The sequence below is a fragment of the Exiguobacterium sp. SH3S1 genome, assembly GCF_004337105.1.
Classification (GTDB): Bacteria; Bacillota; Bacilli; order Exiguobacteriales; family Exiguobacteriaceae; genus Exiguobacterium; species Exiguobacterium aurantiacum_A.
This window is the reverse complement of the sequence record NZ_SJUW01000006.1, coordinates 75,892-89,936: the sequence shown is the minus strand read 5'-3', so window position 1 is coordinate 89,936 and position 14,045 is coordinate 75,892. Positions and strand designations below refer to the sequence as shown.

Below are 14,045 nucleotides of genomic sequence, written 5' to 3'. Positions count from 1 at the left end.
TAGAGGAGAAATGAACCCCATGCAAAAGATCACGACCTTCTCCGTCAACAACAAGTTTGCCGTTTGGTTGATGACGATCATCTTAACGGCCGCCGGAATCTTTGCCGGCCTGACGATGAAACTAGAGACACTGCCTGACATCACGACACCGACCGTCTCGGTGACGACGATTTATCCCGGTGCTTCCCCTGAACAAGTGCTCGACGAAGTGAGCTCCGTGCTCGAAGATCGCTTGAAGAGTTTGAACGGTGTCGAACAAGTCCGTTCGTCTTCGTTCCAAAACGCTTCGAACATTCAAATCGATTATGATTTCAGCACGGATATGGAAGCGGCTGAACAACAGGTCAAAGATGCACTCAGCAACGTCGAGCTGCCAGAGTCCGTCCAAGACCCGCAAGTGTCACGCCTCAGCTTCGACGCTTTCCCGGTCGTCGGGGCAGCCGTTTCAGATGAAAGCCTCGATTTGGCTGAGTTGACAAAACTTGTCGAAGACGAGCTCCAACCGGCCCTTGAAGGTGTCGAAGGTGCCCAGCTCGTCCAAATCGCCGGTCAAGAAGTCCGTCGCGTCGAGCTTCGCTTCGACGAGGCCGCACTTGCTGAATACAACTTGACAGAAGATGCGGTCAAACAGTTGATTCAAGCAAACGATGCCCGCATCGCGCTCGGCTTGTACGAGCTCGGGGATACGGAACAGGCCGTCGTCATCGACGGGAAGTCGGAGACGCTCGAAGCGTTCCGTGACCTGCAAATCCCCTACTCACCAGCTCCAGCTGCTGAACCGACTGTCCCAGGGGCGCCAAGCGGATTCCCGGCTGGCGAGACACCTGAATTGCCAAGCGAAGTCCCAGGCACAGTCCCACCTGCGAATGTGCCGACAACAGTCCCGACCGTCGCTTTAAGCGAACTCGCGACAATCGAAGACCGCGGCATCGAAGAATCGATCTCGCGGTCGAACGGAGAACGTTCGATCGGGATTCAAGTGACGAAGACACAAGACGCGAACACCGTCGACGTCGTCAACGCCGTCAAAACGATTTTAGACGACTTTGAGGCCGAATATGATACGGCGAACGTCTCAATCACACTCGACCAAGGTCAGCCGATTGAAGCATCGGTCGAGACGATGGTATCGAAGGCGTTACTCGGCGGACTATTCGCCATTTTGATCATCTTAGTGTTCCTTCGTAACTTCCGTTCGACGATTATTGCTGTCATCTCGATTCCGCTATCGCTCTTGATGGCGCTCATCGTCTTGAAGCAACTCGATATCACGCTCAACATCATGACGCTCGGGGCGATGACCGTCGCGATTGGACGCGTCGTCGATGACTCGATTGTCGTCATCGAAAACATTTATCGTCGACTCACTCGTCCGAACGAACCGTTACGCGGCAAAGCGTTGATCATCGCCGCGACGAAAGAAGTGTTCGTCCCGATCGCGTCATCAACAATCGTGACGATCGCCGTCTTCTTGCCGCTCGGTTTCGTGACCGGCTTCGTCGGCGAACTGTTCTTGCCGTTCGCCTTGACCGTCGTCTTCGCCTTGCTCGCTTCGCTCCTCGTCGCGATCACGGTCGTACCGATGATGGCCGATTCGTTCTTTAAAAACCGTGACAAGCTGAAGCCGGAAGAAGGACCCGGTAAACTTGCCGAATGGTACCGCGGTGTGCTCAACTGGTCACTCAACCATAAGCTCGTCGTCTTCGGACTCGCGACACTTCTCTTGATCGGCAGTTTCGCCCTCGTCCCAGCCATCGGGGTCAACTTCTTGAACCAAGGTTCGGATAAGACGCTGTTCGTCACGTTCGACCCGGAACCGGGACAGACGCTTGACGACTCGATCGCGGCTGCTGAGATCGCCGAGACATACTTTATGGAAGACCAGCCGAACGCGACCGACGTCCAGTTCACGGTCGGTGGCGAAAACCCGCTCAACCCGGGGAATAACAAGCAAGGGATCTTCATCGTCCAGTACGACCCGGACACAGAAGACTTTGCCGACGTCAAATTGGCAGACATCGAACAATTGAACGAACTTGCCTCAGGCGGAGAATGGAAAGAACAAAACTTCGCCGGCGGTGCCGGAACGAGCGGTGTGACGTATAACGTCTACGCTAACTCGCTCGAAGATCTTGAAGCGATTGTCCCGACATTCATCGAGACGATCGAAGAAGAGACGGACTACGTCCGCCAAGCGACGTCTGATCTTCGTGAGTCATACGTCCAGTACACGTTCAACGTCGATCAACAAGCAGCAGCTGAAGCTGGCGTCTCGGCCGCTCAACTCGCTCAAACGATCGGTCAGTTCCAAGCACAAGCGAGTCCGCTCGCCAGTGTGACGATCGATGACAAACAGCTCGACGTCATCATCCCGACGGAACAAGTCACGTATGACAGCATTGAAGACTTGCAAGCGCAAGAAGTGACGACGCCGTTCGGACCGCGCCCAATCTCAGACTTCATCGAAGTCGAAGAAGGCACGACGCCGGACACACTCGTCCAGCGCGACGGCAAGCTCCTTGCTACCGTCAGCGTCGAACTTAGCACGGACAAGGCGACGGAAGCGTCGGCCGCCATCGAAGAACGTGTCTCTGACATCGATCTCCCGACTGGCGTCTCGTATGACGTCGGCGGTGTGACAGAACAGATTCAAGAATCGTTCACGCAGCTCGGCCTCGCGATGCTCGCAGCCATCGCCATCGTCTACTTGGTGCTCGTCGTCACGTTCGGCGGTGCCATCACCCCGTTCGTCGTATTGTTCTCGCTCCCTTACGCGATCATCGGCGGACTCGTCGCCCTCTTGATCACGGGAGAAACGATTTCCGTATCTGCTTTGATCGGTGCGCTCATGTTGATCGGGATCGTCGTCACAAACGCGATCGTCTTGATCGACCGCGTCATTCATAAAGAAGAAGCCGGTCTATCGACGCGTGAAGCGTTGCTTGAAGCAGCCGGTACGCGACTCCGTCCGATCCTCATGACGGCGCTCGCGACAATCGGTGCCTTATCACCACTCGCCCTCGGACTCGAAGGCGGCGCACTCATCTCGAAAGGTCTCGGTGTCACCGTCATCGGCGGACTCACAAGTTCGACGTTACTGACGTTGCTCATCGTCCCAATCGTCTATGAGTTCTTCGCTCGATTCCGCAAGAAACAACAAGCATAATTCAAAAAGAGATTTGACCGAGAGCCGGTCAAATCTCTTTTTGTTGTGTTCAGTAACATTGCATGATCATTTCGGTCTCCTCGAATCGTTGGGCCTGAAGCGCCTCTGTCGGAATCAAAAAGTAAAGAATCCCGACATCGCCGAACATGATATCGAGCTCTTCTGACGAATCCATTTGGAAGAGCAGGAACGGCCGCTTGAAGCGGTCACCATATGTGTCCTGAGCCTCTTCGAACACATCATTTTGAATTGCGTTCGGATGACCGCCGATTGCGTGCACCTCGCCTTCATCGAACAACGCTTCAAGGGCGGTGTACTCGTCTTCCGTCATGAGATTGAATAGTAGATCAACGTTCGGGGCGTAGGATTCCTCGAACGCGACGGCCCGCTCATTGAGTGCCTCACCGACTCGAATGCGCTCTAATCTCGTCTCTTCCGTATAAATGACGCGCCAAAGATGACGTTCGTCCTTGTCACCCCACGGTTGTTCTTCAAGATCGTAAAAGAAAGACAGCAGCCCTTCTTTCGGAAGCGCCTCGACCGACTCACAGCCGGCAAAGTCGCTTAAGCGAAATTGCGCCAAAAATGTCAAGTTGTCTCCAGGATGGTCCGACCCGCTCGGTAAATCTGGATACCCACCAAATTTCGAGTGGCCGATCGCAACCTCTTCACGCATCGTTCGGGGTACAAGCTTTAAATTGACACGCTTCGAAAACGCCGCCAAAATATCATCTCGGTGTTCAAGGCCATACGTTTGAATAAACTGCTCTACTACGTGTAGTTCCATCTTTACACCCCATTTGTCTAGAATACATGTAGTTTATCACACCGAACGTATGTACCCATTATCTTTTTTGTCCCAGCCTCTATCTTGACTGACATAAGAAAGTCTGAGAGAATTCATACGTTTTGAATGTATATGCGAAAGGATGAATCACATGCAACGTCTTATCAAATGGATTATCGGCCTTTCGCTCTTATTTGGCTTGAGCGCGCTCGGGAATTGGATCGTCGCCGTGCTCGCTTTAAAAGTGCCAGGGAGCGTCATCGGCATGGTCCTGTTACTGCTCTTATTGATGACCAAGATCATCCGCGTCGAATGGATTGAAGATAGCGCCGGCTTCTTGACGAAGCACCTCGCCTTTTTCTTCATCCCGATCGCGGTCGGGCTCATGTCGTATAGCTCGCTTTTAAAGGCGGAAGGCGTTCCGCTCTTCCTCGCCTTGATCATCAGCATGACGGTCGGCCTCGTCGTGACGGCTCTCGTTTCCGGAAGACGGGGTGAGACGTCATGACCGCCCTCTGGATCTTGATTACCATTGCCGTCTACATGTTGAGCCGGAAACTGTCATTCAAATGGGCGTCCCCGTTCACGAACGTCGTCTTTTTGAGCACGCTCACGCTCATCTTGCTGTTGCTCGTCTCTGGACAAACGTACGACACGTATGCGCCGGCGAAAGATGCGATCACGACACTGCTCGGGCCGGCGACAGTGGCGCTCGGCTTGCCGCTCTATCGCAACTTGCCGATCCTGCTCGCTCGGGCTAAACGAGCGCTCGGTGCCATCGTGCTCGGGACGTTATCCACGATTTTCGTCGCTGTCGGTCTCGGGACCGCGCTCAAGTTGACGGATCACGTCTTGCTCGCCTTGTCCGTCAAATCGGTGACCTCGCCGATTGCGCTCGAGCTGGCACGACAGTTACAAGGTGACGCCGCGCTCGCCGCTTCGGTCGCCGTCGCCTGCGGCATCCTTGGCGCCATGCTCGGCCCAGTGATCCTCTCCATGTTCCACGTGACCGATCCGTTCACACGTGGACTCGCCCTTGGGACGATCAGCCATGGCATCGGGACGGCCCAAGCCGCGACCGAGCATCCGCTCTCAGGCGCGACCGGTGGTGCCGCAATGGGACTGACCGCCATCTTCACGTCGTTTTTGTTGCCGTTGTTGCTCCCTATCCTTTTCTAATGCCAATCGTTCAAAATATTTCATAATATGTAACATCTCATATTATAAGTGAACTACTCACCACTTATTTGCTTCGCAACTTGAAGTGGGAGCTTCTTGGGAAGACCATGCTTTGACCAGCCACGGTTGTGGACCAAGCGCGTCGGGCAGTCCCTGCCCTGAAGGTTTTCAGTCGGCAAGGCTCAACAGGTTGAGGCTCGCGTTGACGTCGCGGTCATGGAGCGCCCCGCATGCGGCGCATGTCCATTCGCGGACGTGCAGATCCTTCCTGCCGCCGTTCTCGCCGCAGGCCGAACAGACTTGGGTCGAGGCGAACCACGGGTCGGCCTTGATGAGTGTCCGTCCATAGAACCTAGCCTTATATTCCAATTGGCGGACGAACTCCCCCCATCCGGCATCCCCGATCGACTTCGAAAGGCGGCGGTCCTGCATCATCTCCCTCGGCTTCAGCGTCTCGACCACGACGACTTGGTTCTCGTCGACGATGCGTCGTGACAGCTTGTGGAGGAAGTCGTGCCGTCGGTTCTTGACCTGCTCGTGCTTCTTGGCCAATAGGAGCCGTGCCTTCTCGCGGTTCCGGCTGCCGGGCTTCTTGCGGGAGAGCGCGCGCTGCGCCCGTTTGAGCCGCGCCTCGGCCTCGCGCAGGCTGCGCGGGTTCGGGACCTTCTCCGTGACGAGCGCGTCGTTCGTCATGACGGCGAAGTGCCCGAGGCCGAGATCGATCCCGATCTTGTGCTCGGCCGGGACCCACGGCTCGTCGTCCTGTTCGACGAGGAGCGACACGAAGAATTTGCCCGTCCTCGTCATCGACACGGTCGCCGACCGGATCTCGCCGTCGAAGATTCGGTGCTGTGTGAAGCGGATGAACCCGACCTTCGGGAGCCGGACCAGGTTTCCCTCGATGCGGATCGTGCCGTGCTGGTTGTTCGTCGTGTAGGAGGCGCGCGCCTTCCGTTTCGACTTGAACACCGGGAAGCCGGCCGTCCCGGCGAAGAACTTCGCGAACGCCGTGTCGAGGTGCAGCTTCGCGTTCGCGAGCGCGAGGCTGTCCGCCTCGCAGAGGAACGGGAAAAGCGGCTTGTAGGAGGCCGGCGTCGGCGGCTTCCGCTTCGGTCCGGTCCCCGCCTTCGTCTCCTCGCGGATTTTGATGCGGTCCTCGAGCAGCTTGTTGTAGACGAAGCGGGCGCAGCCGATCGTTCGGACCAGGAAATCGGCCTGTGCCGCCGTCGGATAGAGCCGGTATTTATAGCCCTTCAGCATGTCTGTCCCTCCTTCACACCCGGCGTCAGGATGATTCTCTTCCCATTCCGATACCCGCGGCGGGGGAAGGGAAATCTGACGGAATCAAGAACTTATGTTCGTAATTATGTCACAGGGGTGCCCAAGAGGTTTATGTACGGGCGATTCATCTCCCACCTACGTTGGGCCTCGCCCCAGACGCTTAGAGGTGGGAGAATTCTCGCTTAATGATGTTAAAGAAGACGGTTGCTTTCTTTTTTGAAAAGGAGGAAGGACAATGAAACGTGTACAAGGTGGAGTCGCGCTTGTGACGGGCGGTGCCGCTTAAACGCATCGGAAAGCCGGCCGACGTCTCGAACCTCGTCTTGTTCCTCGCCTCAGACGAGTCGAGTTACTTCACGGGCGCCGAGTTCGTCATTGACGGCGGTGTCATCATCCAGTAAACGATGGACAGGCGCTTCGGTCGCCTGTCCATTTTTCAAACAATTTTGATACTTCTCCAAACGGTTCCCGTGCTACACTAAAACGGATGAGAAACGATATGGGGAGGTATTTTTTATGCAAGCAAAATTGATTGAACGGTTGATGACGTATGCCAAAATTGACACGCAATCTGACTTTACGAGTGAGACGACGCCGTCGACGGCGAAACAGTGGGATTTGATCCGCCATCTCGAGGCCGAACTGAAGGCGATTGGGCTCGAGGACGTCGAGACCGACGAGTACGGCTACTTGTTCGCGACGTTGCCGAGTAACGTCGACCATGACGTGCCGACGATCGGGCTGCTTGCTCACGTCGATACGGCGACCGATTTTACGGGCACCAACGTCAATCCGCAACTCGTTGAACACTATGCGGGTGGCGATATCGTCTTGAACGAGGCACTCAATGTTATCTTGTCGCCGCGTGACTTCCCCGAGCTTGACGATTACGTCGGCCATACGCTCATGACGACAGACGGGACGACGCTGCTCGGTGCCGATGATAAGGCCGGCATGGCGGAAATCGTCACGGCGGTCGAATACTTACTGGCGCATCCGGAAATCCCACACGGACCGGTCCGGATTGCGTTCACACCGGACGAAGAGATCGGGCGCGGACCACATAAGTTCGACGTCGCCCGCTTCAACGCCGACTTCGCCTACACGATGGACGGCGGTCCGCTTGGCGAACTTCAATATGAAAGTTTCAACGCCGCCGGAGCGACCGTCACGTTCCACGGTACGAACGTCCACCCGGGTAGCGCCAAGAACAAGATGGTCAACTCGATGAAACTGGCGATGGCGTTCCAGAACCGCCTTCCGGCTGACGAAGCACCGGAACATACGAGCCATCATGAAGGCTTCTTCCACTTGAACGGATTCTCGGGTGATGTCGAGACGACAGTTCTCCAATACATCATCCGCGACCACGACCGGACGAAGTTCGAAGCCCGGAAAGTCTTCCTCGAGAAACTTGTCGCCGAATGGAAACAAAAATACGGCGAGGCACGCATCGACTTGAAAATGGACGACCAGTACTACAACATGGCCGAGAAAATCGAGCCGGTCAAACATATCGTCGACACCGTCGCCGACGTCATGCGCGAGCTCGGGATTGAACCGGTAATCGAACCGATCCGCGGCGGGACCGACGGCTCGCAACTGTCGTATATGGGTCTGCCGACACCGAACATCTTCACTGGCGGCGAGAACTATCACGGCAAGTTCGAGTACGTCTCCGTCAACAATATGGAAAAAGCGACACACGTCATCATCCAGACGCTCCGCACGTTCGCCGAACGCGCGCGAGCATAACACATGCGCCTCCAATCATTCTCTTCTACACTAGAGACATTGGAGGCGATTTTTATGAAGCATACGTTTCAAATGAACCTTGACTGGACCGGCGGACGTAACGACGTCGGCACGATCGAGGCCGAACGATTAAAGACGCAAATCTCGATCCCCCCGGAAATGGACGGACCGGGCGTCGGGACGAATCCCGATGAGATGCTCCTCGGAGCTGCGGCGACGTGCTATATCATCACGCTCGCGGCCATGCTCGGACGGAGCGACCTGACGCATCAAGGCATCATAATCGACGCCGAAGGCATCGTCGACGTGACGAACGGCGTGTTCACGTACGAGACGATTCGCTATAAAACGGTGATCAACGTCCAGGCCGATGCGACCGACCGGGATATCACGCTCGTCGAACGGATCGCCAAGAAAGCGAAAGACGGCTGTATGATTTCACGCGCCTTGGCCGGCAACGTGACGTTCGAGCTCGACACGACGGTCAATCGCGTCGACTGACGATGTATCGGTTTGAACGACCGTTAGAAGAAGGTGTGATCGTCAAGCGGCGCAACCGCTTCGTCATGGACGTGTTGCTCGATGACGAAATCGTCGCGTGCCACTGTCCGGTCACGGGACGGATTGGTGATATCATCTTCGAAGGTGTTCCTTGCCTCGTCTCGGCGGCAAACAATCCACGACGCCACACTTCTTTCACGGTGGAAGCCATCTCGATTGACCGGGACAAGCGCTGGATCGGCATCCATCAAGGACGGGCCAACGACTACGTCGAACATCTCTTGAAAGCGGACGCTTTGCCGGTCTTTCTGTCTCCAGAATGCATCGAACGTGAAATCGTGTCAGGCGATTCGCGCCTCGATTTCAAAATCGATGCAGTTTATATGGAAGTGAAAACACCGCTAACGGAACTGTTCGTGACGCCGCTCCCTCGCTTTGAAGGAAACGCAAGGCAAATCCCTGTCGAGACGAAACGGTTCATTCGTCATCTTGAAACACTGATCACGACGTTGCCACAAGCAGGACGGGCCGTTTTATTGTATGTCTTTTTATATGATGCGCCTGTCTTCACCGGCAATCCGAAGCGGAGACATGACGAGGCCATCCGCCGGCTGATCCGTGACGCGATCGCGGACGGGTTCGAAGTCTGGCAGTTGAACTGCGAAGTCACCATAGAAGGTATTACCCCGCTGCGCTGTCTCGAGATGACACATCACTTCAAATAAAAAAAGCCATCCTGCGATGACTTTCATTGTAGCAAGAGCGGCGTGACGTACGCCTCGATGACAGCGGAGACAGCGAGGAGCGGGACCGCGATGAACAGGAACGTCTTGACCCCTGCGATCAATAGCGCCTTGAACGTGACGTCCGTTTCTTTTCCTCGTAACTTCTTCCATACATGACGGTTGAGCGACAGTCCCATCGCCGCCCCGAGCAGAATCGCCGAGATCTCGGTGACGCCGTGCGGTAAAATCCCGAGAACAAGCACTTTGACGACCGACTCGCCCGTGAAACCGACGAGCATGGCGACGAGGCCGATGACGGCAGCGTTGATGACGACGAACACATATGGGATGAAGAGCGGGATCATCCCGAGCAAGAAGGCGAGCAACGTGACACGTGTATTGTTCACGAACAAGGCGATCATCATGTCACGTGGACTCGAGTCGAACGTCAGCCCGCTCGCTTCAAACGATTCGCCGAGTTGGGCTAAAATCTCGTCGACTTGTTCGGCCGCGACGAACGTGCGGAATAACCAATACGAGACGACGCCTGTCACGAAGAACACGAGCAACAGTCGGACGAAATCCTTGCGGTAGTAGTCGTTCCACGCCTCGCGGATCGATAGTGATGTTTTCATGAACGATTCCCCCTTATCCATTCATACGAATCCGTTCCACATTTGTTTCATATTTACCCGCGACTGCGCGTTTTTAAAAAACGTGATACAATACACGTCGTAAACAAATCAGAAAAACGAGGTATTCTATACATGATTACAGTAAATAACGTAAGTCTTCAATTCGGTGGCCGTAAGTTGTTCGAAGACGTGAACATCAAGTTCACACCAGGCAACTGTTACGGCTTGATCGGCGCGAACGGTGCCGGTAAATCAACATTCTTGAAAATTCTTTCCGGTGAGCAAGAGACGTCAACGGGTGACGTCAGCTTCTCACCTGGCGAACGTCTCGCCGTCCTCAAACAGGACCATTATGCGTACGAAGACCAGGCTGTGCTTGAAACAGTCATCAAAGGTCATGAGCGCTTGTATCAAGTCATGAAAGAAAAAGATGCAATCTATATGAAAGAAGATTTCTCTGACGAAGACGGCATGCGTGCCGCTGAACTCGAAGGTGAATTCGCTGAGATGAACGGTTGGGAAGCCGAGTCGGAAGCCGCAACGGTGCTTCAAGGTCTCGGCATCACTGACGCGTCGCACCATAAACTCATGAGCGAGCTCACGGGTGGCGAGAAGGTCAAGGTACTCCTTGCCCAAGCGTTGTTCGGTAAGCCAGACATCTTGCTCCTCGATGAGCCGACGAACGGACTTGACATCAAAGCGATTCAATGGCTCGAAGAGTTCTTGATCAACTTTGAGAACACTGTCATCGTCGTTTCCCACGACCGTCACTTCTTGAACAAAGTTTGTACGCACATGGCTGACCTCGACTTCGGTAAGATTCAACTGTACGTCGGGAACTACGACTTCTGGTACGAGTCGAGCCAACTCGCATCGCGCATGGCCAACGACCAGAACAAGAAAAAAGAAGAGAAGATCAAAGAGCTCCAAAACTTTATCGCCCGTTTCAGCTCGAACGCCTCGAAGGCGCGTCAAGCGACGTCGCGTAAAAAGTTGCTCGATAAGATCACACTGGACGACATCCGTCCGTCATCACGCCGTTATCCGTTCGTCGGTTTCTCGATGGAACGTGAAATCGGAAATGACGTCTTGTACGTCGACAACGTCTCGAAGACGATCGACGGTGTCAAAGTACTCGACAACGTCACGTTCTCATTGAACAAGATGGACAAAGTCGCTTTCGTCGGTCGCAACGACGTCGCTATCACGACGCTCTTCAAGATCCTCATGGGTGAGATGGAGCCAGACACGGGTACGGTCAAATGGGGCGTGACGACGATCCAGTCGTACTTCCCGAAAGACAACTCGGAATACTTCGAAGGCTCAGATAAGAGCATCTTGGACTGGTTACGCCAGTTCTCACCAGCTGACGAGTCAGATACGTTCCTCCGTGGTTTCCTCGGCCGTATGCTCTTCTCTGGCGAAGAAGTCATGAAGAAAGCGTCTGTCCTCTCAGGGGGAGAGAAAGTTCGTTGCATGCTCTCGAAGATGATGCTCTCGAACTCGAACGTGCTCGTCCTTGACGATCCGACGAACCACTTGGACCTCGAATCGATCACAGCGCTCAACAACGGACTCGAGACGTTCAAAGGCGTACTCCTCTTCAGCTCACATGACCATCAGCTCATCTCGACGATTGCGACACGCATCATCGAAGTGACGCCGAACGGGATTGTCGACAAAGAAGCGACGTACGACCAGTTCCTCGAGAACGAATCACTTCAACAACAAGTCGAATCACTTTACCAAAACGCATAATAAAAATCGATCGGCGCGTGCGCCGATCGATTTTTATTTGACTTCGACTGTCTCCATGACGTGTTCATGGATGTCGTGTCCTTTCGTCACATGGACTTGGACGTTGTACGTACCGGTCTCCGGGAACGTATGCTCACCCGCATAGCTCCCGTTTTCCGTTTCCTCAAGCTTCACCCAATCGTGCTTATCCGCACCGTCTTTGAATACTTCAAGTTGAACGTCCGCACCTGTCAGCGCCTCATGGTCAATTTCAACGTTGACTGTGAACGGGCTCGCTTCATTCGCCGTCACTTGCTTTGGATCGAGCATGATATCGGCCCCGGCGTGTTGGTGATGGTCTGATTCAGCCTCAGCATCCGTTTCTGGATGGCCGACCGTCACGTTCGCCGTCGGCATCGTGTGCATCGCCCGCGCCGTCACATGGACTTGGACCGTATAGACCGCTTCATCCGCAAACGTTGCTTCCGTCTCATAGACCCCGTCTTCCGTGAGCGAAGCTTTCAGCATCTCGCTCTCTTCCTTGGCACCGTTCTTCCACACTTCGAACTTGATCTCGTCCGCGTCATCGACCCCTGCGCCGTCTTGCGTGACGCGAACCGATAACGTGACCGCTTCATCTATTTCCGCTGTCGCCGGTACGTTCAATTCTGCTTCGACGGGCTCCATCGACTGCACCATCTCCGTCGCATTGTCCGCCTCTTCTGTCCCGCATGCCCCGAGGACGAACAGACCGGCTAACCCTGTGGCCATCCCGATTCGTTTCACTGTTTGTCTCATCATGACCCCCCTAGTTAATCGCTTACACGTTTCACACTTTGTTCATGATATCATCCTTTTTCAGGAAGTGTGTGAGGATTTTGTGATATTTACCACGCCTCCTGCTCATAAATTAAACACAAAATTTGAGAGTCATTATCCAAAAATCCCTTTGCCTATTTTTAGGTTTATCACGTGTTTATCACCAAAACGGGGTATATAAAATATATACACAGCTCAATATATGGAAAGCCTTGACACCAAGATACATACACCAAGAATGGAGGCGAAAGGAAAAATGAAGAGCAAATTTGTACGGTTATTGATGGCTTTGTTGATCGTGCTGGCACCGTTAGTCGCCTATCCAAAATCAGCTGATGCCGCTGCTTCGAAGTTCATAACGAGCGTGAACACGACGAGTAAAGTCGTGGCATTGACGTTCGATGACGGAGCGGATGGTGCGAATACGAACAAGATTTTGGACATACTTGCCAAGAACAACGTCAAAGCCACTTTCTTTTTGACTGGAACCGGCGCCAACCACCATCCTCAATACATTAAAAACATCGCAGCTAAAGGTCACCAACTAGGTAACCACTCGTACAGCCACCCATACTTCACCCAGTTGACCGCCACTCAAATGAAGACCGAACTCGACCGTACCGAAGCAATTGTTAAATCACTGACCGGTAAAACGACAAAACCGATCTTCCGGGCTCCGTTTGGCGCCGTGAACAGCGCCGTCTTGAGCGGTGTCGGCGCTGCCGGCTACGCTTATACGATCCAATGGAACATCGACACGATTGACTGGAAAGGGCTCACTGCTAGCCAAATCAATACGAAAGTCCAAACAAACATCAAACCAGGATCGATCGTTCTCATGCACACTGGCGCTGGCGCACCGGGCACACCGCTCGCCTTGCCGACGATGATCTCGCAACTGAAAGCGAAAGGCTACAAGTTCGTGACAGTTTCCCAATTGCTCGCTTACCAATCTACTTCAACCGCTAAAACGTATACTGTCAAATCAGGCGACACGCTCTATAGCATCGCCCGGGCTTACAACGTCACCGTCGCTGCACTCGCTGCCGCTAACAAGATTACGAACATCAACCTAATTAGTGTCGGTCAAGTGCTCGTCATCCCAGGAACAAGCGTCACACCACCCCCAGCGACGACTGTCAAATATACGGTAAAAGCAGGCGATACACTCTACAAGATTGCGACACTGTACAAAACGACCGTCGCCAAAATCGCTGCCGCCAATAACATCACGAACATCAACCTGATCAGCGTCGGTCAAGTACTGATCATCCCAGGCACAACCGTCACTCCTCCGCCAGCGACGACCGTGAAGTATACCGTCAAGTCAGGCGACACGCTCTATAAGATTGCGACGACATATAATACGACCGTCGCCAAAATCGCTGCTGCCAACAACATCACGAACATCAATTTGATCAGCATCGGTCAAGTACTCACAATTCCTCGTTAACCACAAA

12 protein-coding genes and 1 pseudogene are annotated in these 14,045 nt (G+C 54.1%); 9 read left to right on the top strand and 4 right to left on the bottom strand.

The window, feature by feature from the left end; genetic code table 11:
* Positions 1-19: 19 nt before the first annotated feature.
* Positions 20-3,166, top strand: coding sequence for an efflux RND transporter permease subunit (locus tag EVJ26_RS08360; RefSeq protein ID WP_131470250.1), 3,147 nt, complete (start codon positions 20-22; stop codon positions 3,164-3,166).
* A 49-nt stretch (positions 3,167-3,215) separates the two neighbouring features.
* Here EVJ26_RS08360 and EVJ26_RS08355 read toward each other — a convergent pair whose 3' ends face one another.
* Positions 3,216-3,953 carry a YwqG family protein gene (locus tag EVJ26_RS08355; protein WP_131470249.1) on the bottom strand — a complete coding sequence of 246 codons (738 nt, stop codon included), beginning with the start codon at positions 3,951-3,953 and terminating at the stop codon, positions 3,216-3,218.
* Between the two features lie 151 nt (positions 3,954-4,104).
* Here EVJ26_RS08355 and EVJ26_RS08350 point away from each other — a divergent pair, with 151 nt between their 5' ends.
* Both EVJ26_RS08350 and EVJ26_RS08345 read left to right on the top strand, forming a co-directional pair.
* Positions 4,105-4,461 carry a CidA/LrgA family protein gene (locus tag EVJ26_RS08350; protein WP_131470248.1) on the top strand — a complete coding sequence of 119 codons (357 nt, stop codon included), beginning with the start codon at positions 4,105-4,107 and terminating at the stop codon, positions 4,459-4,461.
* Entirely contained in the window at positions 4,458-5,132 is a 675-nt protein-coding gene (locus EVJ26_RS08345) for an LrgB family protein (protein WP_131470247.1), read from the top strand. The genes EVJ26_RS08350 and EVJ26_RS08345 overlap by 4 nt, the downstream gene beginning before the upstream one ends.
* A 168-nt stretch (positions 5,133-5,300) precedes the next feature.
* Here the strand turns inward: EVJ26_RS08345 and EVJ26_RS08340 are convergent, their stop codons facing one another.
* Positions 5,301-6,392, bottom strand: a complete 1,092-nt coding sequence (locus tag EVJ26_RS08340) for an RNA-guided endonuclease TnpB family protein (protein WP_131470246.1) — start codon at positions 6,390-6,392, stop codon at positions 5,301-5,303.
* Positions 6,393-6,688: 296 nt separating this feature from the next.
* On the opposite strand from EVJ26_RS08340, the pseudogene EVJ26_RS08335 reads away from it, so the two are divergent.
* The 4 genes and pseudogenes from EVJ26_RS08335 to EVJ26_RS08320 all read left to right on the top strand — a co-directional run.
* Positions 6,689-6,814 (top strand): annotated as a pseudogene (locus tag EVJ26_RS08335) (SDR family oxidoreductase); the annotation flags it as partial.
* Between the two features lie 115 nt (positions 6,815-6,929).
* Entirely contained in the window at positions 6,930-8,168 is a 1,239-nt protein-coding gene (gene pepT / locus EVJ26_RS08330; RefSeq protein ID WP_131470245.1) for a peptidase T, read from the top strand.
* A gap of 54 nt (positions 8,169-8,222) precedes the next feature.
* On the top strand, positions 8,223-8,669 hold the full coding sequence (locus tag EVJ26_RS08325) for an OsmC family protein (protein WP_131470244.1): 447 nt from the start codon (positions 8,223-8,225) through the stop codon (positions 8,667-8,669).
* A 2-nt stretch (positions 8,670-8,671) separates the two neighbouring features.
* A complete protein-coding gene (locus EVJ26_RS08320; RefSeq protein ID WP_131470243.1) occupies positions 8,672-9,394 on the top strand; it encodes a DNA/RNA nuclease SfsA in 723 nt (240 codons plus the stop codon).
* 23 nt (positions 9,395-9,417) lie between these two features.
* Here the strand turns inward: EVJ26_RS08320 and EVJ26_RS08315 are convergent, their stop codons facing one another.
* A complete protein-coding gene (locus EVJ26_RS08315) occupies positions 9,418-10,029 on the bottom strand; it encodes a stage II sporulation protein M (protein ID WP_161567614.1) in 612 nt (203 codons plus the stop codon).
* Positions 10,030-10,161: 132 nt separating this feature from the next.
* Between EVJ26_RS08315 and EVJ26_RS08310 the strand changes: the two genes are divergently transcribed.
* Complete coding sequence (locus EVJ26_RS08310) at positions 10,162-11,787, top strand: ABC-F family ATP-binding cassette domain-containing protein (protein WP_131468907.1); 1,626 nt, start codon at positions 10,162-10,164, stop codon at positions 11,785-11,787.
* 33 nt (positions 11,788-11,820) lie between these two features.
* On the opposite strand, the gene EVJ26_RS08305 is transcribed toward EVJ26_RS08310, so the two are convergent.
* Positions 11,821-12,564 carry a FixH family protein gene (locus EVJ26_RS08305; protein ID WP_131457953.1) on the bottom strand — a complete coding sequence of 248 codons (744 nt, stop codon included), beginning with the start codon at positions 12,562-12,564 and terminating at the stop codon, positions 11,821-11,823.
* A 277-nt stretch (positions 12,565-12,841) separates the two neighbouring features.
* Between EVJ26_RS08305 and EVJ26_RS08300 the strand changes: the two genes are divergently transcribed.
* Positions 12,842-14,038 carry a LysM peptidoglycan-binding domain-containing protein gene (locus EVJ26_RS08300; RefSeq protein ID WP_131457954.1) on the top strand — a complete coding sequence of 399 codons (1,197 nt, stop codon included), beginning with the start codon at positions 12,842-12,844 and terminating at the stop codon, positions 14,036-14,038.
* Positions 14,039-14,045: the final 7 nt, after the last annotated feature.